The organism is Spongiibacter taiwanensis, assembly GCF_023702635.1.
GTDB classification, from domain to species: Bacteria; Pseudomonadota; Gammaproteobacteria; order Pseudomonadales; family Spongiibacteraceae; genus Spongiibacter; species Spongiibacter taiwanensis.
In genome coordinates this window covers 2,423,168-2,442,741 of record NZ_CP098455.1, presented here as the reverse complement: position 1 = coordinate 2,442,741, position 19,574 = coordinate 2,423,168, and the positions used below count along the sequence as shown (strand labels likewise).

The 19,574-nt window shown below is 59.9% G+C and carries 17 protein-coding genes, 1 other RNA gene and 1 pseudogene; 6 read left to right on the top strand and 13 right to left on the bottom strand.

Features of this window, described 5'->3' with window-relative positions; translation table 11 throughout:
- Positions 1–28: 28 nt before the first annotated feature.
- Positions 29–760, top strand: a complete 732-nt coding sequence (locus NCG89_RS11295; protein WP_251086641.1) for an NRDE family protein — start codon at positions 29–31, stop codon at positions 758–760.
- A gap of 11 nt (positions 761–771) precedes the next feature.
- Here NCG89_RS11295 and ptsP read toward each other — a convergent pair.
- Positions 772–3,041, bottom strand: a pseudogene (ptsP, locus tag NCG89_RS11290) (phosphoenolpyruvate--protein phosphotransferase).
- Complete coding sequence (gene rppH, locus NCG89_RS11285; RefSeq protein ID WP_251086640.1) at positions 3,041–3,544, bottom strand: RNA pyrophosphohydrolase; 504 nt, start codon at positions 3,542–3,544, stop codon at positions 3,041–3,043. Before rppH ends, ptsP begins: the two are co-directional and overlap by 1 nt.
- 136 nt (positions 3,545–3,680) lie before the next feature.
- Here rppH and NCG89_RS11280 point away from each other — a divergent pair, with 136 nt between their 5' ends.
- Positions 3,681–4,337, top strand: a complete 657-nt coding sequence (locus NCG89_RS11280) for a histidinol-phosphatase (RefSeq protein WP_251086639.1) — start codon at positions 3,681–3,683, stop codon at positions 4,335–4,337.
- Positions 4,338–4,403: 66 nt separating this feature from the next.
- On the opposite strand, the gene gcvH is transcribed toward NCG89_RS11280, so the two are convergent.
- The 7 genes from gcvH to NCG89_RS11245 all read right to left on the bottom strand — a co-directional run bounded on the left by gcvH (position 4,404) and on the right by NCG89_RS11245 (position 12,150).
- Positions 4,404–4,790, bottom strand: a complete 387-nt coding sequence (gcvH, locus tag NCG89_RS11275; protein WP_251086638.1) for a glycine cleavage system protein GcvH — start codon at positions 4,788–4,790, stop codon at positions 4,404–4,406.
- A gap of 99 nt (positions 4,791–4,889) precedes the next feature.
- On the bottom strand, positions 4,890–6,530 hold the full coding sequence (locus NCG89_RS11270) for an ABC transporter permease (RefSeq protein WP_251086637.1): 1,641 nt from the start codon (positions 6,528–6,530) through the stop codon (positions 4,890–4,892).
- On the bottom strand, positions 6,530–7,591 hold the full coding sequence (locus NCG89_RS11265) for an extracellular solute-binding protein (RefSeq protein ID WP_251086636.1): 1,062 nt from the start codon (positions 7,589–7,591) through the stop codon (positions 6,530–6,532). The genes NCG89_RS11270 and NCG89_RS11265 overlap by 1 nt, the downstream gene beginning before the upstream one ends.
- Before the next feature lie 132 nt (positions 7,592–7,723).
- The gene (locus NCG89_RS11260) at positions 7,724–8,929 is read right to left on the bottom strand and encodes a UbiH/UbiF/VisC/COQ6 family ubiquinone biosynthesis hydroxylase (RefSeq protein WP_251086635.1); all 1,206 of its coding nucleotides are present in this window, start codon (positions 8,927–8,929) and stop codon (positions 7,724–7,726) included.
- A complete protein-coding gene (gene ubiH, locus NCG89_RS11255) occupies positions 8,926–10,194 on the bottom strand; it encodes a 2-octaprenyl-6-methoxyphenyl hydroxylase (RefSeq protein WP_251086634.1) in 1,269 nt (422 codons plus the stop codon). Before ubiH ends, NCG89_RS11260 begins: the two co-directional genes overlap by 4 nt.
- Complete coding sequence (pepP, locus tag NCG89_RS11250; protein WP_251086633.1) at positions 10,187–11,512, bottom strand: Xaa-Pro aminopeptidase; 1,326 nt, start codon at positions 11,510–11,512, stop codon at positions 10,187–10,189. Before pepP ends, ubiH begins: the two co-directional genes overlap by 8 nt.
- A 68-nt stretch (positions 11,513–11,580) precedes the next feature.
- Positions 11,581–12,150, bottom strand: a complete 570-nt coding sequence (locus NCG89_RS11245; RefSeq protein WP_251086632.1) for a UPF0149 family protein — start codon at positions 12,148–12,150, stop codon at positions 11,581–11,583.
- A 186-nt stretch (positions 12,151–12,336) separates the two neighbouring features.
- On the opposite strand from NCG89_RS11245, the gene NCG89_RS11240 reads away from it, so the two are divergent.
- The 4 genes from NCG89_RS11240 (at position 12,337) to NCG89_RS11225 (ending at position 13,973) form a co-directional block, all read left to right on the top strand.
- Positions 12,337–12,546: a TIGR02449 family protein gene (locus NCG89_RS11240; RefSeq protein ID WP_251086631.1), complete on the top strand. Its 210-nt coding sequence runs from the start codon at positions 12,337–12,339 to the stop codon at positions 12,544–12,546.
- Positions 12,543–12,851 carry a cell division protein ZapA gene (locus NCG89_RS11235; protein WP_251086630.1) on the top strand — a complete coding sequence of 103 codons (309 nt, stop codon included), beginning with the start codon at positions 12,543–12,545 and terminating at the stop codon, positions 12,849–12,851. Before NCG89_RS11240 ends, NCG89_RS11235 begins: the two co-directional genes overlap by 4 nt.
- Positions 12,852–12,913: 62 nt before the next feature.
- Positions 12,914–13,093: non-coding RNA, 6S RNA (gene ssrS / locus NCG89_RS11230), on the top strand.
- A 268-nt stretch (positions 13,094–13,361) separates the two neighbouring features.
- Positions 13,362–13,973, top strand: coding sequence for a 5-formyltetrahydrofolate cyclo-ligase (locus NCG89_RS11225; RefSeq protein WP_251086629.1), 612 nt, complete (start codon positions 13,362–13,364; stop codon positions 13,971–13,973).
- Between the two features lie 24 nt (positions 13,974–13,997).
- Here NCG89_RS11225 and ilvA read toward each other — a convergent pair whose 3' ends face one another.
- The 4 genes from ilvA to NCG89_RS11205 all read right to left on the bottom strand — a co-directional run bounded on the left by ilvA (position 13,998) and on the right by NCG89_RS11205 (position 19,459).
- Positions 13,998–15,515 carry a threonine ammonia-lyase, biosynthetic gene (gene ilvA / locus NCG89_RS11220; RefSeq protein WP_251086628.1) on the bottom strand — a complete coding sequence of 506 codons (1,518 nt, stop codon included), beginning with the start codon at positions 15,513–15,515 and terminating at the stop codon, positions 13,998–14,000.
- 129 nt (positions 15,516–15,644) lie between these two features.
- Positions 15,645–16,433 carry an energy transducer TonB gene (locus tag NCG89_RS11215; RefSeq protein ID WP_251086627.1) on the bottom strand — a complete coding sequence of 263 codons (789 nt, stop codon included), beginning with the start codon at positions 16,431–16,433 and terminating at the stop codon, positions 15,645–15,647.
- Positions 16,434–16,495: 62 nt separating this feature from the next.
- Entirely contained in the window at positions 16,496–17,500 is a 1,005-nt protein-coding gene (locus tag NCG89_RS11210) for a response regulator (protein ID WP_251086626.1), read from the bottom strand.
- A gap of 132 nt (positions 17,501–17,632) precedes the next feature.
- The gene (locus NCG89_RS11205; protein WP_251086625.1) at positions 17,633–19,459 is read right to left on the bottom strand and encodes a sensor histidine kinase; all 1,827 of its coding nucleotides are present in this window, start codon (positions 19,457–19,459) and stop codon (positions 17,633–17,635) included.
- Positions 19,460–19,574: the final 115 nt, after the last annotated feature.

Here is a 19,574-nt window from a genome sequence, read left to right as displayed (position 1 = left end):
ACGACAGTGAAATCCCATGTGCTTGATCATGTTGTCCTGGCAACCACAGCAGGAGACACGCCTGATTGTCGCCGCTAACCGCGACGAGTTCTTTTCCCGCCCCACCGAAAGCGCTCACTATTGGCCGGATGCACCCCATATTTTTGCCGGTCGGGACAAAGAATTTGGCGGCAGCTGGATGGGCCTGAGCCGCGCAGGCCGCTTCGCGGCGGTCACCAACCTGCGCCAGCAGCCCCACAGCGGCGAGCAGAGCCGAGGCAACCTGGTCAGGGATTTTTTATTAAGCGAGCAGCCCGCCGAAACGTTTCTTGCCGAGCTGGAATCGGCCAAGTCCCGCTACCGGCCATTTAACTTTATCGCCAGTGACGGCCAGCACCTTTGTTACACAGACAATGTCAGCCCCGGCTGGGAAACTGCCGAGGCCGGCGAAATAGCCGTGGGCAACGTGCCCCGGCATGAGGAAAACAAAAAGCGCGCCAAAGGGCTCAGCGACTTTCGCACCTGCCTGGAGAATGACAGTGACGCCGCAGCATTGATCGCCATGCTCCAGGACAGCGAGATCAGCGAAGCTTGCCAAGACTCGCAACTGCGCGAACTGTCCCGGCGCTTTGTGTCACTCCCAGAATACGGCACCCGCACCAGCAGCGTCATTTTTCAAATGCGTAGCGGCGAGAGCCTGTTCTGGGAGCAAAACTACGACAACAACCAGCGCAGGCTGCCAGTTATCAAGCATCTCATTCAGAGTGGTGGTCAAGGGTGAGGCTGACAATGTCAGCGGGAATCTACCGGCTGTAGCAGTCGCTCCATGCCGGCCTCAGACATGGCCGCACGTAGCAGGGTTTTCACCTCTTCCGCAGAGTCCGCCATCATCACCGAATCCAGCAGGGGCGGCAGATCGGCAAAGCGGGCACTGCGAATCACCGCCTTCACTTTGAGCAGGCTGCTGTCATTCATGGACAGCATGTCATAGCCCATCGCCATCAACAGCAGCACCGCACCGGGATCACCGGCAAGCTCGCCGCAAATCCCCACCGGCTTCCCTTCAAGGTGAGCCGCTTCCACCACCGCTTTGAGGCTATTGAGCACCGCCGGGTGATAGGCGTGATACAGGTCCGCCACCCGGGTGTTGTTACGGTCAACGGCCAACAGATACTGGGTCAAGTCGTTGGAGCCAACTGACAAAAAGTCCACTCGACGGGCCAGCTGCCGTGACTGGTGCACTGCCGCTGGCACCTCAACCATGACCCCAATCGGCGGCAGCGCGATGGTCAGCCCCTCTTCAAGCAGCTCGTTGTAGGCACGATGTATCAGCTGCAGCGCCTCATCCACTTCCTGCACGTTGGAGATCATGGGCAGCATAATGCGCAGATTGTTCAGGCCCTCACTGGCCTTGAGCATGGCCCGCACCTGCACCAGGAAAATTTCCGGATGATCGAGGGTTACCCGGATACCACGCCAACCCAGGAAGGGGTTTTCCTCTTCGATAGGGAAATAAGGCAGCGATTTATCGCCGCCGATATCCAGGGTGCGCATGGTGACCGGCAGCGGCGCAAACGCCAGCAACTGTTCGCGATATATCGCCCGTTGCTCTTCTTCACTGGGAAAGCGCTCGCGCAGCAAAAAGGGAATCTCTGTCCGATACAGCCCTACCCCTTCGGCGCCGCGATCCAGCGAGCGAGCCACATCGGCAATCAAACCGGTGTTTACCCACAGCGGCACCCGGTGGCCGTCCAGGGTTTCACTGGGCAAATCCCGCAGGGTTTCCAGGCCCTGACTGAGGGCGTAATCCTCTTCGGACACCGCCCTGAAATGAGCGAGCACCTCTGCCGAGGGGTTGTAGTGCACGGCGCCATTGTAGCCATCCACAATCAGTGTGGCGTTCTCAATCCGAGTGTAGGGAAGGTCGCTGGCCCCCATCACGGTGGGAATCCCCATCGCCCGCGCCAGAATCGCCACGTGGGAGTTGCTCGACCCCTTCACCGACACCATGCCCACCAGCTTTTCTCTGGGCACCTCGCCCAGCATGGACGCGGTCAGTTCATCACCCACCAAAATGGTGTCGCAGGGATACTCGACCGGCTCAACATTGGCGGTTTGCAGATAACTCAGCACCCGGCGGCCGAGGTCCTTAATATCCGTCGCCCGCTCTTTGAAATAGGCGTCATCCATCATTTCAAAGGTGCGCACATGATCCGACATTACCTGGCTCAGTGCGCCCTGGGCCCACTCACCACCGCGAATCACGTTGTTAACTTCCGATATCCAGGCACTGTCGTCCAGCATGCGCAGATAAACATCAAACAGGGCGTGCTCTTCTGGCGAAAGCTGGGTGTACAGGCGCGCTGACTAAGCAGGCGAACATCTTCGCGAACGGAATCCAGGGCACTCTCAAAGGCCTGCAATTCATACTCGACATCGTCTGCCTCGCGACGCGGCACCGAATGTAAATCGGCAAGCGGCACCACCACAACGGCCTCACCAATACCGATGCCCGACGCGCCGGCTATCCCTTTAAAACTGGCGGAAGACCTGACCGCACTCTTGGCAGGGCCGATGGATCCCGTTGCCCGGGCATGGGCGATAACCCCGGCTAACTGGGCCGACATGGTCACCAGGAAGGCTTCTTCGTCCTCGTCAAAACGGCGGCTGTCTTTTTGCTGGACAACCAGCACCCCAAGGACCTGGCGCTGATGAATAATGGGCGCACCCAAAAAGGAGTGATATTGCTCTTCGCCGATGCCTGGCAGATAGAGGAAGTTGGGATGCTTTTCAGCGTGTTCCAGGTTCAACGGCTCTTCGCGCCGTGCCACCTGGCCGACCAGACCTTCGTCGGGGCCAAGGCTGATCTTGCCGATCAGCTTCGGATTCAGACCCTGGTTAGCCATAAAGATCAGGCGGCCGGATTCCGGGTCGCGTAGATACACCGTGCACACTTCCGTGCCCATCACCTCGGCGATCCGGCCAACAATCAGATTCAGGGCCGTCTGCAAATCGCCGGCAGAGTTAACTGCCTGAACAATGCTGCGCAGGGCCTCCAGCATCATCCTTGCGTACCTCCGGCATCTCGCACCAGACGCACGTGGCGAGGGGCCAGCTCTTTCATTGCCCGGCGATACACCTCGCGCTTAAAGGCGACAACTTGACCCAGCGGATACCAATAACTGACCCACTGCCAATGATCGAACTCGGGCTTGTCACCGTGGTGAAAACTCACCTTTTCGTCCGCCGCCCGCATCTGCAGCAAAAACCATTTCTGTTTCTGGCCAATACACAGCGGCTTATTCTCTTTTCTGACCAGGCGCTGGGGCAGTCGGTAGCGCAGCCAGCCACGGGTGCAGGCCAGCAGGTCGACATCGTTTTCGCCGAGCCCAACCTCCTCATACAACTCGCGGTACAAGGCGGCTTCGGGGGATTCACCCTGATTGATTCCCCCCTGGGGAAACTGCCAGGCATTCTGACCGACCCGACGCGCCCACAGCACCTGACCCTGCGCATTCGCAAGCACGATACCGACGTTGGGGCGAAAGCCATCTGAATCAATCACTTGCCATTCCTGCTAAAAGAATCAAAGATTTACTTTGTATTGTTCCACAAATTCCTTGGCCTGGGAATTCGCACTCGGCAGATGATAGACTGCGCCACGCAAGCCCGCTCGGCCTTCCTGAACGTTAGAACACATCATGGCATTAGCAATTTTTGATCTCGACAACACCCTGCTGGGAGGCGACAGCGACCACGCCTGGGGCGAATTCCTGGTTGAGCAGGGCTTAGTCAACCCGGACTACCACCGCCGCCAAAACGACGAGTTTTATCGCCAGTACTGCGAAGGCGGCCTCGATATTGACGCCTACCTGGGTTTTGCCCTGGCGCCACTGGCCGGCAAAACGGTGCAGGAGCTGATTCCGCTGCACGCTGCATTTATGGCCAGCCACATCCAGCCAATGATGCTGCCCAAGGCCGCGGCCCTCGTTGAGCAGCACCGGCAGGCCGGTGATACGCTGATGATCATCACAGCGACCAATGACTTTGTCACCGGGCCGATCGCCCGCGCCCTCGGCATTGCGGTGTTGCTGGGCAGTCAGGCCGAAGTGGTGGACGGCCGTTATACCGGTAAGCCCACTGGCCTCCCCTGCTTTCAGCACGGCAAAGTCACCCGCCTTGAGCAGTGGATGGCGGCCAACAACGCCACCCTCAACGGCAGCTATTTTTACAGTGATTCCCATAATGACCTGCCGCTGCTGAGCGAGGTCGACCATCCGGTTGCCGTCGACCCCGACGAGCGGCTCGCCGCTGTTGCCTCCGAAAAGGGCTGGCCCATCATTAGTTTGCGGGATTGAGATCATCCAGCAGGCATAAAAAAACCGGCAGTGCCGGTTTTTTTATGCCTGACTGCGAGCGCTGTCTCAGTCGCCGCATTGCTCGTCGTAGGCATCAGCATCGAGCAGGTTATCCAGCTCGGACAGATCACTGGGCTGAATCCGGAAAAACCAGCCATCGCTGTAGGGGTACTCGTTGACCGTCTCTGGCGACTCTTCCAGCTCGCTGTTCACGGCAATCACTTCACCGCTGACCGGCGCGTAAATATCGGACGCCGCTTTCACCGACTCCACCACCGCAACCTCTTCACCGGCGCCCACTTCAGCGCCCTCTTCGGGCAGCTCCACAAACACCACGTCACCCAGAGCACCCTGCGCGTGGTCGGTAATGCCCACGGTGACGGTACCGTCCGCTTCCAGCCTGGCCCACTCATGGCTGCTGGCGTACTTCAGTTCGCTGGGGGTATTGCTCATCGTCGGGTCCTCGACTGGAGATGGAAGAATTTCGCGCATTTTACCGCCGCGCCATGGAATTACAAACCGGCCAGGCAAAATCACTAACAAAGAGGGCCGTTAGCGGCTCCGACGAATACTGATCACCACCGGCGCCAAGCCAACCGCAATCAAACTGAGCGCGGGCAGCGCCGCCAGTTGCCACTGCCCCTCCGAGGTCAACTCAAAGATGCGCACCGACAGGGTATCCCAGCCGTAGGGCCGCAACAGCAGGGTGGCCGGCATCTCCTTCATCACATCGACAAACACCAACACCAGGGCGGTGAGCAGTCCCGGCCTGAGCATCGGCAGAAAAATGCGATTCAACAATTGCCGGGGGCGAGTGCCCAAGGTTTGGGCGGCTTCAGGCAAGCTCGGCCGAATGCGCTCCAGACTAGACTCGACCGGCCCACTCGCCACCGCCAAAAAACGAATACAGTAAGCCGCCACCAAACTCAGAATGCCACCCATTAACAGCGGCCGGGGATAAACACCCAGCGCATTCTGCAGTGGTATCAGCAGGCGATTATCCAGAAAGGTGAACGACAGCATGATCCCAACCGCCAGCACCGACCCCGGCAGCGCGTACCCAAGCTGGGCTGCGGCAAAAAAGGAGCGCTTACCGGGCAAACGGCGGTTAAAGGCCAACACCAAAGCCAACACCACGGTCAGCAGCGCGGCCATCCCCGCCAGCAACAGGGAGTGCTGCACCAGATCGACAAAGCGACTATTGATCTGGGCCGCCCCTTGCCGCCAGGTCCAATTCAACAACTGCACCAGCGGCAGAACAAAGGCCGCCGACAGCACCAGCGCACAAAAACCGCTGAGCAGCCAGGCCGACTTCGCCGACGGTGCCACCCGGTGGCGATGCTGCAAGCGCGCGCCCTGAACAAAGCGCCGCTGCCCCCGGGTGCGACGCTCGCCATAAAGCATCAGCGCCACAAACAACAACAGGATGGAAGCGAGCTGGGCCGCCGCCTGCAGGTTAAAAAAGCCGAACCAGGCTTTATAAATCGCCGTGGTAAAGGTGTCGTAATTGAATACCGCCACCGTGCCAAAATCCGCCAGGGTTTCCATCACGGCCAGACTGACACCGGCGATAATCGCCGGCCGGGCCATGGGCAGCGCCACCCGGAAAAACGCCTGGCGCGAACTGCAGCCCAGCACCCGGGCGGCCTCAATCGTGTCGCTGCTCTGGGATAAAAATGCGCTGCGAGCAAGCATGTAAACATAGGGATACTGAACCAGGCTGAACACCAGGATCACGGTGAAGTCGCTGCGCACATCAAAGCGCCCCCACTGGGGCCCCACCGCGTCACGCAACCAGCTTTGCAGGGGACCGCCAAAATCGAACACCCCCAATATGACAAAGGCCATCACATAGGCGGGCACGGCCATCGGCAGCATCAACAGCCATTCAAAGGCCCGGCGCCCCGGAAATTCGTACATCACCACAAACCAGGCCAAACTGACGCCGATCACACTGACCAACAGCGCCACACCCACCATCAGGGTCAGGGTGTTGCCCAGCAGGGTGCCAAGTTGCGTCGCAATCAGGTGCTGCCAGACTTCCGTTTCGGAACTGGACCAACTAAAGACCACCACCAGCACCGGCGCCAACACCGCCAGCACAGCCAAAATGCCGCCAGCGCGGAGGGCCCAGCGGCCGGTGGGCAGTGCAGAAAATCGGGACAGAGGCTCAGCGCGGGCGAGCTCGGCCACTAGCGATAGCCTGCCCGATCCATCAGCCGGATTGCATCTCCCTGCAGGCGGCCGGCCTCGCTGATCGGAATATCATCCCCTTTGAACTCGCCCCACTGCTGAATCAGCGGCGACGGTTTAGCCAGATCATTGACGGGGAATTCCTGATTCAGACTGGCAAAGTCGAACTGAGCCTCCGCACCAGACAACCACTCCAGCAATTGCTGCGCTTCCGCTTTGTGGCGACTCGCCCGGGTAATGCCTGCCCCAGAGATATTCAAATGTACCCCACGGCCATCGGCGCCCTCACCCTGCTGGTTTGCCCAGAACAAGCCGACGGGCAGATCGGGGTTCTCCTGCAGCATCCGCGCTAGGTAATAGGTGTTTACCAGGCCCACATCGCACTGTCCGGCGGCAATGGCCTCAACCACTTTGACGTCGTTGGCAAAGGGCGCCACCGACAAATTGTTAACCCACCCACGGACCACTTTTTCGGTCTCGGCCTCGCCGCGAGCCACCATCATGGTCGCGACCAGAGACTGGTTATAGACCTTCTTCGCGGTGCGCAAGCACAGCCGCCCGGACCATTTCTCATCGGCTAATGCGGCATAGGTAGAAAGCTCAGCGGGATCAACCCGGTCTGTGGAGTAGACAATGGTGCGCGCACGAATGGAAAAGCCAAACCAACGGCCCTCGGCGTCGCGCAGCGCAGGGGGGATATTTTTGTCCAGCACGGCCGACTGGATTGGCTCGAGTACATCGAGCTGGGCCGCCTGCCACAGATTCCCGGCATCGACGGTAATCAGGACGTCTGCCGGGGAGTTGTCGCCCTCGGCCTTCAGCCGGGCCAACAGCGGCCCATCGGCGTCGGTAACATAGCGCACGGGAATCCCCGTGGCGGCGGTAAAGTCATCGAAAATCGGTTTGATCAGCTGTTCAATCCGAGAGCTGTACACCACCAACTCAGGACGGTCAGCCGCACCGGCCTCCTCTCGGGCACCACAGGCACTCAGCCCCAACACGAGGGCAGCCAATCCCCCCAAGACCAACAGCCAGCGAAACGATTTTTTACCCAACAACATCAACACACCCCTTTACCCAAACAGAACGGCCCAACCACACAGCCCAAAACGAGGCGAAAGATGATAATTATTATCATTAGAGACTACAATGGCTGCCGCCGATGAAACTCGCTGTTGCGCAATGGGCAGAAATTAGTCCAGGCCCATCGCCTTGGTGATCAGCTGCCGCTTGATCGGTGTCTGCCAGTTAAGCCAACTCATGCCAGCATTGCGCGCCAGGCGCAGGGGCAATGCGTTGCTTTCAAACAGATGCTGAAAGCCCTCCATTGCCGCCATCATGGCCAGGTTATCGCCCTTTCGACGCCGCTGATAACGGTTGAGTGGCTGACTGTCGGCCACCGCGAGCCCCTTGGCGAGACCGCGCTTCAACTCCTCACTCAGCACTTTCACGTCGGCAAACCCCAGATTGATCCCTTGGCCCGCCATCGGGTGAATGCTGTGGGCAGCGTCACCTACCAGTACCACCCCGTCGCGAAAATACTGGGGCGCATGGCGCTGGCGTAGCGGAAAGCGAAACCGCTGCCCCACTGCTGCCACTTCACCCAGGCGAAACTCGAAGGCCTCACCCAGCGCAGCGCAGAATGCGTCATCATCCAGCGCCATCAGCGCGTCGCTGCGCTCTGGTTTGGCCGACCAGACAATAGAGCAAAACCGCTGACTGCCCTCAGTGTCAGCAAGAGGCAAGAAAGCCAACGGCCCCTCAGGCAGAAATCGCTGCCAGGCGGTAGCCCGGTGAGGCCGCTCGCACTCCACCGTGCAGGCAATGGCGTGATGGTGGTAATCCCACTCCCGGGTGTCAAACCCGGCCCACTGGCGGATTTGGGAGCGGGCGCCATCGGCGGCGACCACCAATTTGGCACCCAGCTCACGACCATCGGCCAGGGTCAGCAGGTGAAAGCCCGTGTCGGTATTCAGCTTGGCCACCGAGGCGGCGAAATAAACCGCCACGCGGCTGGCCTGCAGGGCCTCATGCAAGGCAGCCAGAACAGAACTGTTTTCTACGATATGACCCAGCTCTGCCCGCTGCACCTCAATGGCATCAAACTGGATGTTGCCCGTCCCCTCAGCATCCCAGACATCCATCCGGGTATAGGCACACACCCGCGCGCGGGCAATGGCGGGCCAGACACCGATCTCATCAAGCAGTCGACGGCTGGCCTCGGTCAGGGCGCTCACTCTGGCATCGTAATCCTGAACAGAATCGGCTGCTGTCGGCCAGGCTTGGGCCGGACCACCTTCCACCACGGCCACCTTTAGCGGGGTATCTGCCAGCGCCAGCGCCAGGGATGCCCCAGCCAGACCACCGCCGACGATGACCACATCAAATACCGTTGTCATCGGCCACTCCCAACACCCAGCATGCCGGCGGTTTGGGCCACAAACTGGGCCTTGGCCGGTGTCAGAATATCCAGCGCCGCCAGCCCCATATTCCGGGCCAGGCTCAGCATGGGGTGGCGATTGCCAAACACCGAGGTCAGCCGGTCAGAGAATTGGGTCGTCAGCCATTGATCCGTTGCCTGTCCCGCCTGATACCGCTCCAGGGTCGCCAGCGCACCTAGCGCTGCACCGCGCTGCTTTGCGCCAACCACAATCTCGGCCAGGCTGGCCACATCGCGCAGCGCGAGATTAAAACCTTGCCCCGCCACCGGGTGCAAAGAATGGGCGGCATTGCCCATCACGACCACATTGCGGCGAACCTGCTCCCGAGCTTGAGTGAGCTTAAGCGGAAACTGGGCCCGCTCGCCGACCTTCAACAGACGCCCCAGGCGAAAACCAAAATCGGCCTGCAGTCGCGCCAAAAAGTCGTCGTCAGACAACGCGGTAATGGCGCCGGCCTGCCCTTGGGCAAAGGTCCACACCAGTGCCGAACGGGACTGCCCCTGCTGATCCGCCGTCAGCGGCAACATCGCCAACGCGCCGTATTCGGTGAAGCGCTCGTAGGCGCAGCCGCCGTGGGGCTTTTCGGTGGCGATATTGGCGATGAAGGCGGTTTGGTGATAATCGTTGGTCGCTGCTTCTATTCCCAACTGCTGGCGCAATCCGGAGTTGGCGCCATCGGCGATAACCAGCAACTCGGCCTGAAGCATCTCAGGCTCGGGCACTGACGCATCTTGCCCGTCGGGCGAAATCGTTAGCGCAACCCCATTCTGGCGAAAGCCCACTCCGCTGACGCTGGCGGGGCTACGAACCTCCACCCCCGCGGCCTGACCCAAGGCGCCCAACAGCACGCTGCCCAGCCAGGGGTTCTCGACCACACCGCCAAGCACCGGCCAGCCCTGCTCCGCGGCCGTCATCGCGACACTGCCAAAATGGCCGCGATCAGACACATGAACTTGGTGGATGGGACAGACGTGAGGCGCAAGCTGGGACCACAGTCCCAGACGCTGAAAAATCAGTTGGCTGCCATAGGACAACGCCGTGGAGCGCGCATCAAAACTCGGCCGGTATTGTGGAATGCCATCGGCCGGGGCCGCAGGCATGGGAAAGCGCTCTACCACCAGCACCTTCAGGGCGCCGCCGCCGAGCTGGGACAGGCACAGCGCCAGGCTGGCACCCACCATGCCGCCGCCGGCAATCACCACGTCAAAGCGGGCTTCAGGCAACGCAGGCCTCCGCCATCAAGGCTTCAATGTCGGCGGTCTCCTTGGGCACATCGGCAGTCAGCACCTCGCACCCGTCTTTGGTCAGCACCACATCGTCTTCAATCCTAATACCAATGCCGCGCCACTTCGGATCAACGCGCTGGTCGTCGTGATTAATGTAGATACCCGGCTCAACCGTGGTCACCATGCCCTCTTCAAGCACCCGCCACTCGCCGCCGACTTTGTAGTCACCCACGTCGTGCACATCCATGCCCAGCCAATGGCCCGCCCGATGCATATAAAAGGGCCTATAGGCTTCGCTGGCGATCAGCTCATTCACATCGCCTTGCAATATTCCCAGGCTCACCAGCCCTTCGGTGATCACCCTGACGGTAGCGTCGTGGGGCTGATTCCAGTGGTTGCCGGGACGGGTCTCGGCAATGGCAGCCTTTTGCGCCGCCAGCACGATGTCATAAATTGCCTTCTGCTCCGGGGAAAACCGGCCGTTGGCAGGAAAAGTTCGGGTAATGTCAGCGGCGTAGCCGTTGAACTCGCAGCCCGCGTCGATCAGCACTAGATCGCCATCTTTGATCTGATCGCGGTTGTCGATGTAATGCAGCACACAGGCATTTTTGCCGGCGCCGACAATGCTGCTGTAGGCGGGAAACCGAGCACCAGCCATCGCAAACTCGTGGAGAATCTCCGCCTCCAGCTGATACTCGAACACACCGGGTTGGCAAAAACGCATCGCCCGGCAGTGAGCCGCGGCGGAAATCTCCCCCGCCCGGCGCATGATTTTCTGCTCCGCCGCGCTCTTAAACAGGCGCATATCGTGGAGGTAGTGGTCGAGGTCGAGGAATTCGCCGGGAGGAATGGCGCCGCTGCGCACTTTGGAGCGAATCACATTCACCCAGTGCATCACCTGCTGATCAAAGTCGGCATGCTTCCCCATGGCATAGTAGACCCGCTGACGCCCCTCAAGCAGGCCCGGCAGAATGTCGTCAATATCGCCAATGGGAAAGGCGTCGTCGGCGCCATAGGTGCTGCAGGCCCCTTCAGGCCCGGCCCGGTAGCCGGTCCACTGCTCCATGGCGGGGTCCCGGTCCTGGCAAAACATGACCACCTCGCCATTGTCTCGGCCGGGCAGCAGCGCCAACACCGCATTGGGCTCATCAAAACCGGTCAGGTAAAAAAAGTCGCTGTCCTGACGGAAGGAGTATTCCGAATCCCGGCTGCGCACCACCATCTTGGCGGAGGGCACAATCGCGATGCTCCCCGGCTCCATCAGAGCCATCAGTGCCTTGCGGCGGCGGGCAAATTCCTGGGCGCTAATTTTCATAACACTCTCTACCGGCAGAAGATTCTCGCAGCTTACCATAGGGCCCGAAGGCGCCGCAGCAGTGCGGCTCAGTGCAAGCGCGGGGCCGGGCCATCGGGTTTCGGCTCGCTCTGGTTACACTCCAGGTATACCGCCATAGCGGCCACCCGCACGTATTCGCAGACCGAGAAGAAATCCTGCTCCCCCTCCTCGCCCATCGCTTCGTCGGGGCTGATTTGGGCAATGGCCGCCAGATCACTGAGGGCCTCGCCCACATCCTCGGACACGTTGGCGGTATTCAGACTGCCCGCCTTGCCCGCCATAGCGAAACCGGTAAGAAAGCCCTGACACCATTGGCCGAGGCTGGCAATGCGCTGATCGAGGTCGAAGTCATCGTCAGGCAACAGCAGGTCCAGGGTAATGTCGCCAGACGCCATGGATTCCAGGGCAGACTTGTAGACACCAAACAGCTGATCGGCACTATCGGGGTTGGGCGCGTCGCAATCGAGCAACTCTGCACAATGTTTCAACCAGGCCGCCTTTTCCAGGCGACCACCGGCAGACAGAAAGCCCGCCGCATAACCGTGCAACTCAGCGGGCGGGTGCAGCGCACCCAGGCTCAGCAGTAGGTCTGCCAGATCATCGTGGTTGGGAGGCATAGTGTCATCCAAGGCTAAAAGCGCGAAATGGTAGCCTGACGGGGCCCTAAAATCGAATTATTTGCCGTTGCTGCAGTCTAGGAATGCGCGCCAGCGGCACAAGCGCGAGCCCATCGCCATTGACCAGCCAGCGCACGCCCAACTACTATTGTTTGCAACTATGGCCCCCAAGGGATTTGCCAGGAAATGGATGATCGACAACTGCAGCAGCTGGAACGAAAAATAGAAGAATTGGTTCAGCTCTGCGAAGTTCTGGATCGCGAAAATCGCAGCCTCAAAGCAGAAAGCAACAGCTGGAAGCTGGAGCGGGAACAATTGATCGAGAAGACCGACATTGCCCGGGCAAAAGTCGAATCCATGATCCAACGTCTTCGGGCCCTGGAGAAAGAGTCGTGAGTCAAAACACCGTTGTCGTAAAAATTCTCGATAAAGAGTACCAAGTCGCCTGCCCGCCAGAGGAGCAAGCGCCATTGTTGCAGGCCGCCCAATACCTCGACCGGCAAATGCGCCAAATTCGCACCTCTGGCAAAGTCATTGGCCTGGAGCGCATCGCCGTGATGGCCGCGCTGAACATCAGTCACGAGCTGCTCAGCGTGAAAAACCAGGGGGCCGCCAGCGAGCAAGAAAATGAAGCCCTGCAACGCATTACCGACCGCATAGAAAAGACCTTGCAGCACTGCCGCCAGCTGGAAATCAACTGATTCCAGCGCCAGTGGCACCCCCATCGCCCTATGATGGGGCCATGCGAATCGGTATACTGAAGCCCACCCTGGGATATGCGCTAGGCCGTCAGACCCCTGAGCCGATGCTTTATACCCCGGAGAACTCTAGCCGGTATCGGTGTGCATGTCCGCAAGTCGGAAAGCCTAAAGATGCCGCGGAGCGATCCACCTTGAACCGCTGGGTTCAAGGGCCACGCGGCCGGCGGTATCCTGGGGCCCTTTTCTCTCCCTTCGTCACCTTGAATAACACGTGCACCGCACCCCTCTCGCGCCCGGCACGACTGTCCGGAATCATTTTTATGTCGCCATGCTCGCGAACGCGGGCATCCAGAAAACCCAGCTACGTTAACAATATCTGCGTTAGCAATAACTGGATACCCGGGCCGATTCGGTTTCCGACCGAGATGTAAAGTATTAGCAAGCCGTGGCGCAATTTATTCTGGACAGTGGTATCGCGCCAAAGGAAAGCCGCCACGTATACTCACCGCCATGACCACTGACACCGCGATCGATTCCCGCAAGCGCGCCCTGCGCCAGCAGATGCGCGCGCGCCGCCGCGCCCTGTCACCGGCGGCGCAGGCCCAGGCCGCACAGATGCTCGACCATCGAATCCGCCAGCTGCCTGCCTACCGCCACGCCCGCAATGTTGCTGCCTATTTGGCCAGCGACGGCGAAGTTTCTCTCACGCCCTTCTTGAAGCAGGCCACCAGGCAAGGCAAACGCTGTTACCTGCCCAGAATTACCGGGAAACGCGCGATGCGCTTTCACCGCTATCGGCCGGGCCAAGCCCTCTTCACCAATACTTACGGGCTGGCAGAGCCAGGTTCACGACAGCCGTGGCGAGCTCTGAAACAGATGGATATGGTGTTAATGCCATTGGTGGCCTTTGATCGCCAGGGGGGGCGCCTTGGCATGGGGGGCGGTTTCTACGACCGCGCACTGGCGCAATGCCGGGGCGCATATCGCCCGCTGCTGGTGGGTGTTGCCCACGATTTTCAGGCAGTGGACAGGGTGCCCAGCCAGGCATGGGACATTCCCCTGGACTGGCTGATCACGCCCACCGGCTGCCATCGCTGCGCCGCTCGCAAACGGCGCAGATAGCCCGCCGCGAGCGGGCCGCGTCGATCAGCTGAGAAACAGACTGTAGGCCTCGTTGTCGCTCTCTTCGTGATAGGGGTAGGCCAGCTGCTCCAAAAACTGGCCAATCTCCTTGCGCTCACTGCGCTGGGCTTCCAGACCAACCAGCACCCGGCCATAGGCCGCGCCGTGGTTGCGGTAGTGGAACAGGGTGATATTCCAGCGGTTACCCAGCTTCGTAAGGAAATTCATCAGCGCGCCGGGGCGTTCGGGGAATTCAAAGCGGTACAGCAATTCGCTGGCAACCGCACTCGGCCGATGACCGCCAACCATATGCCGAATATGCAGCTTCGCCATTTCGTTGTCGGTCATATCCAACACGGGGTAATCTTGCTCCCGCAAACTAGCTACCAGCTCCTGCCGGTCGGCGCCCCCTTCGGCCACCGCGACTCCGACAAAGATCTGGGCATCGCGGTCATCGCTATAGCGATAATTGAATTCGGTGATATTGCGCTTGCCCAGCGCCGCGCAGAACTTCTTGAAGCTGCCGGCCTGCTCGGGAATGGTCACGCTGAGGATCGCTTCGCGCTGCTCACCAATTTCGGTGCGCTCGGAGATATATCGCAGCCGATCAAAATTGGTATTGGCGCCACTGTCGATAGCCAGCAGGGTTTTGCCCTCGCAGCCCTCGCGCTCGACATATTTCTTCAGGCCAGCCAGGGCCAGGGCGCCAGCTGGTTCAGCAATGGAGCGGGTATCGTCAAAAATATCCTTGATCGCTGCGCAGATTTCATCGGTACTGGCGGTGACCACCTCGTCGATGGTTTTGCGCAGCACCCGAAAGGTTTCTTTACCGATCTGCGCCACCGCCACGCCGTCGGCAAAGAGCCCCACTTCAGAGAGCTTGGCCCGGCGCTGCTTTTCCATTGCCAGCTTCAGGCAAGCGGCATCCTCGGGCTCCACCGCGATCACTTTCACCTCGGGGCGAACATATTTGATATAGGCCGCCACACCGGCTGCCAGTCCGCCGCCGCCCACAGGCACAAACACCGCATCAAGAGGACCTGTAACCTGACGGAGAATCTCCATCCCCACAGTGCCCTGCCCGGCAATGACATCGGGATCGTCATAGGGATGCACATAGACCATTCCCTTCTCGGCCACCAGTTTCTGGGCATAGGCTGAGGCTTCGTCGTAGGTATCGCCCTGCAACACCACTTTGCCGCCCCGGGCACGCACCGCATTCACTTTGATCTGGGGTGTCGTCTTGGGCATCACGATAGTGGCCTTCACACCCAGCCGCATGGCCGCCAGCGCCAGCCCCTGGGCGTGATTCCCGGCAGAGGCCGCTACCACGCCGCGATCCAGCTCCTCACGGCTCAACTTCATCATCTTGTTGTAGGCGCCACGGAGCTTAAATGAGAACACCGGCTGCAGGTCTTCGCGCTTGAGCAAGACCTGATTGCCCAAGCGCTTTGACAGCAGCGGCGCAGGATCGACGGGGGACTCAATGGCCACGTCGTATACACGGGCCTCGAGTATCTTTTTGATATAGCTTTGGGGCATGGCGACAATCGCGCTCCATCATTACCGCGGCGGTGGCCGCGCAAAATTCAAGAGCGCAAGTCTACCGGTTATTGGGCCCGTTCTCACTACCGAGCCACATACCGTTAAGCTGGGATGATGGGCGACCGCTTACTGCAGCTTCCAGGCAAATCGCACCTGGGCCTCGCCGTCGGTGGCCACGCCATCCTGGGTGGCCGGAGTAAAGCGGCATTTGCCAACGGCATCCAGGGCCCGGCTATCCAAACGGCGGGAGCCGCTGCTCTCCACCACCCGACCGTTACTGGCACTCCCCTCAGGGCTAATATCAAAGGCCATGGTGACATTGCCCTCTTCACCACGACGAATCGACACGGTGGGGTAAGCCGGTGTATCGCAGGTACTCCAGTCGATGTTCGCCGGCGTTAGCACCGGTTCGGCCACCGCCGCGGGCACTCTGCTGGGGGTTTTGACCGGTGCGGCCTGCGCCGCCACTTTGCGCGCCTGCTCCGCTCGCCGCGCCCGGGACTCGGCTTCCGCAGCAGCGCGCTCGGCCGCCTCAGCCGCTGCTCGAGCCAAAGCCAATGCCTGAGCCTGCTCCTTCAGCTCCTGACTCTGAGCCTGCTGCCGCTCACTTTGCTCCCGCCGATTAAAATCCCGCTCGATTCGTTGCTGCCAATCCATCAGCACTGCGTTTTCACGATCATCGTCGGTCTGCAGCGAAACGGGCCGCTCGACCACACCCTTACCTCCGGTCAACTCGGGAGCGCTACCCAGCCAGGTTGAGATGCCCGCCGTGGCGCAAACTCCAAGCAATGCCAGGGTCACCACCCACTCTGCCGACTGACCCGACAGGCTCCGTGCGCTGCTCTCCTGGCGGAAGTTTTCTTGGGGATTGCGCTCTTGCAAATCCTTCGCCCCAGGGTTGAATGACTCAGACATAGCACCCTCTATATATTCTTTTTCATTTTTCTAGGAATGGGTTTTAACCCACCAGGGAGTAATCAGGCCCGGCGGCCAAACAACTGACCAATCCGCTTGAAAATCCCCTTCTTCTCCGCCGCGTCCGGCAGCACATCGGCAGCCAGGCGACGGGTTTGATTGGGGTCCTTCTTGAGAATATCGAAACGCCGAAATGCCAGGTTCACGCTGCCGCGCAGCATCCCCTCACCAACCGGTTTGTTGAGAAAGCGGTAGATCTGCCCCTGATTGATCAGCTCAATGCTTTGACCCGCATCGGCCTGGGAGGCCAGCACAATGGCAACCAGGCTGGGATGGTGCTGGCGCAGGGCACTGAGTAAATCAATGACCGACTCACCCGCCACCGCAACCTCTGAAATAATCACCCCGACCTCATGGCGCTCGAGAATGGCCAGCGCCGCATCCAACGTATGGGCGGTGTACACCGGCCGATCGCGACCCAGCACTCGCTGCAAGGTGAGGCAGGTCTTTTCATCGTCGTCCAGCACCAACAAGCCAGGCCCCTGGCTGAGGGGCGCGGCGGTAAGCGGCAACACGGTTGCCGAGGTGGACGCAGCGGCGGCCTCGGCCGGAGCGTCACTGAAGTCGGCGCTGTCGGCCACCTCCCGGTTAGCCGGCAACTCGGCAGCCAGGTCCTCTACTTCGGCAGCGGCGACCGCCGCGGCGATGGTGGCGCGCAGCTCCGGGTTAGACCAGGGCTTGTTGATATAGCGAAAAATTTCGCCATCGTTGATGGCATCCAGAATGGCACTGAGATCCGAATACCCGGTGAGCAATACCCGAATGGCCCGGGGCCGCAACTTGCGCGCCTCCCGCAACACTTCAACCCCGGTCATGTTTGGCATGCGCTGATCACTGACCACCACGTCTACTGCTTCGGTTTGCAGTAGCTCCACTGCCTGAGCGCCGCTGTTGGCGGTAAACACATCATACTGGCTGCGGAACAGCGCCTTCATGGCCACCAGGATGCGGGGCTCATCATCAACAAACAGAATCCGTGCTTTGGCTGACTGAGCTAAGTCGGTCATGGTCGCGCTCCTAGGGCGTGTTAATGCTGATCGGGTTATTACCGCTGGTGGCCACTATTGCCACCAGCCTGACGTTGTTTTTATTCGATATCACCAGGGGGCCTCCCGAGGTTCCTTCGGGATTGGCCCGCCTCAAGCAAGCTGCGGATCAAGCAGCACTGACTCGTCATCGCTGGTCACAATATCTGTGTCTCGCGCTGCTGCTGCGGCGCCGCTGGCACCGTCGACTGGCAAGCGAATCGTAAACTCGGTGCCCTCACCCAGGCTTGAGCTCACTGAAATATTGCCGCCGTGGTCCTCGATAATGCGAAACACAATCGACAGCCCCAGGCCGGTGCCCTCACCCACGGCTTTAGTGGTAAAGAAGGGCTCAAAAATATGCGCCTGGGTTTGTTCATCCATACCACAGCCGCTGTCTTTAAAGGCAATGAACACCTGATCGCCTTCCTGCCAGCTGCGAATGGCCAGCTCACCCTGACCGGACATGGCCTGGGCCGCGTTATTAATCAGATTGAGAAAGACCTGGTTAAGCTGGGAGGGGGCGCAGGTAATCCGCGGCAATTCGGCAAAATCCCGGACAACGTCAATACCCGTTTTCAGCTGGTTTTGGCAGATTTTCAGCGCAGTTTCGACACCCTCATTCAAATCAAAGCGCTCTGTCTTTGAGCGATCGACCCGACTGAAATCCTTGAGGCTCAGTACCAGATCGGCGATCTGACTCAGACCGTATTCGGCGTCGCTGAGCAACATGGCAAACTCGCCCAGCGTTTCCTGATCCAGCTCGCCACCCGCCTCCAGCGACTCCCGGACCATTTCCACGTTACTGTTGGCATAACCCAGCGGGGTATTAATTTCGTGGGCCACCCCGGCAACCATCTGGCCAAGTGACGCCATTTTTTCGGACTGAATCAACTGGGCTTGCTGGGCTCGCACATTACTCAGCGCCTCGCGCAGTTCCACAGTGCGACTCTCAACAATCAACTCAAGGTTGTTGTTAGTGTCCTGCAGTTCGCCGTTGACCCGATCCAGGGCCGAGAAGCTCAGGCGCAAACGCCAGGCGATCAATGCAAAGGCCGCCAGCAGCGAAACCGCAAACACCGCCAGGGTTTGGCGGTGTTTATCGGCAGCGTATTGCAGGGTTTCAAAGTAACGGCTGTACTGGCTGCGCAGTGCCGCTAGCGCCTCGGCCGAGGCAATAGACTCGATACCCGCCATTAAAGCCTGAAGCTCATCTCGGGTGTAGCGCAGACTCATGGTGGTATCGAATAGCCGGGACAACAGGGACTGGGCCTCGGAATCCTCTATTCGACTTGCCGACAGGGCAATGGCAGAAAAGGCCTGTTCCAACTCAGCCAGATTGTTACTGTCGGAGCGAACACTGTGGATCGTTGCCTCTGACACCAGGCTGACGATTTCTTCCCGAAGCGCTGCAGTGCCAGCGATCCCCTCGGCACTCAGCGCCTGAGAGGCGATATCTCTCATGGCCCCGAACAGCAGCACCAAACGCTCCTGCTGCTCAAGGTAATCATCAACCAGCTCGCGCTTTTCTTTGGCCGCCCGCTCGAAGCGGGCCAACAAGTCGGTCAAGGTGGGATCGAGCCCAGCCATACCCGCCTGACCCGCGCTTAATGCCTCACCTGCAGCCGCGTAACGGCTGCGCGCATCGGCAAGGGCAACGGCCGGGGAGTCCAGATTCAGCCGCGCCTCAACCACCTCGTCATTCAAATCTGCTTCCGCGCTGGCCACATTCTCCAGCTGCTCGCTGCGCACCACATGCAGGCCGGTTTCCAAAGGGTTCGCCAGCGTCTGCCAGAGCAAATAAACGAGCACACCCAGGGTGGTAAAAATTGAGAAGGCCGAGAGCAGCCGTTTTAAAATGCCGCCAGCGGCAGAGACCTGTGGAGCTTGCAAAACGCCCGAGCGTCCGGACACCGGACTCCCAACAGTGGAGCTAGTCATTATTGTTGTCCTCTCTTCGTCCTTGAGCAGTTACTGGCCACCCCCGGGAAATCCCTTCAGGCCCTGCTCAACGATCTATTATTTTTTCACTTTCGAATTACGAGGTCGCAGGCAG

What these genes read in the sequence shown, in the direction of transcription:
- NCG89_RS11295 (WP_251086641.1), top strand. Translation starts at nt 29, where the DNA reads ATGTTGTCCTGGCAACCACAGCAGGAGACACGCCTGATTGTCGCCGCT.
- NCG89_RS11280 (WP_251086639.1), top strand. Translation starts at nt 3,681, where the DNA reads ATGGCATTAGCAATTTTTGATCTCGACAACACCCTGCTGGGAGGCGAC.
- gcvH (WP_251086638.1), bottom strand. Translation starts at nt 4,790, where the DNA reads ATGAGCAATACCCCCAGCGAACTGAAGTACGCCAGCAGCCATGAGTGG.
- NCG89_RS11265 (WP_251086636.1), bottom strand. Translation starts at nt 7,591, where the DNA reads ATGTTGTTGGGTAAAAAATCGTTTCGCTGGCTGTTGGTCTTGGGGGGA.
- NCG89_RS11260 (WP_251086635.1), bottom strand. Translation starts at nt 8,929, where the DNA reads ATGACAACGGTATTTGATGTGGTCATCGTCGGCGGTGGTCTGGCTGGG.
- pepP (WP_251086633.1), bottom strand. Translation starts at nt 11,512, where the DNA reads ATGAAAATTAGCGCCCAGGAATTTGCCCGCCGCCGCAAGGCACTGATG.
- NCG89_RS11245 (WP_251086632.1), bottom strand. Translation starts at nt 12,150, where the DNA reads ATGCCTCCCAACCACGATGATCTGGCAGACCTACTGCTGAGCCTGGGT.
- NCG89_RS11240 (WP_251086631.1), top strand. Translation starts at nt 12,337, where the DNA reads ATGGATGATCGACAACTGCAGCAGCTGGAACGAAAAATAGAAGAATTG.
- NCG89_RS11225 (WP_251086629.1), top strand. Translation starts at nt 13,362, where the DNA reads ATGACCACTGACACCGCGATCGATTCCCGCAAGCGCGCCCTGCGCCAG.
- ilvA (WP_251086628.1), bottom strand. Translation starts at nt 15,515, where the DNA reads ATGCCCCAAAGCTATATCAAAAAGATACTCGAGGCCCGTGTATACGAC.
- NCG89_RS11215 (WP_251086627.1), bottom strand. Translation starts at nt 16,433, where the DNA reads ATGTCTGAGTCATTCAACCCTGGGGCGAAGGATTTGCAAGAGCGCAAT.
- NCG89_RS11210 (WP_251086626.1), bottom strand. Translation starts at nt 17,500, where the DNA reads ATGACCGACTTAGCTCAGTCAGCCAAAGCACGGATTCTGTTTGTTGAT.
- NCG89_RS11205 (WP_251086625.1), bottom strand. Translation starts at nt 19,459, where the DNA reads ATGACTAGCTCCACTGTTGGGAGTCCGGTGTCCGGACGCTCGGGCGTT.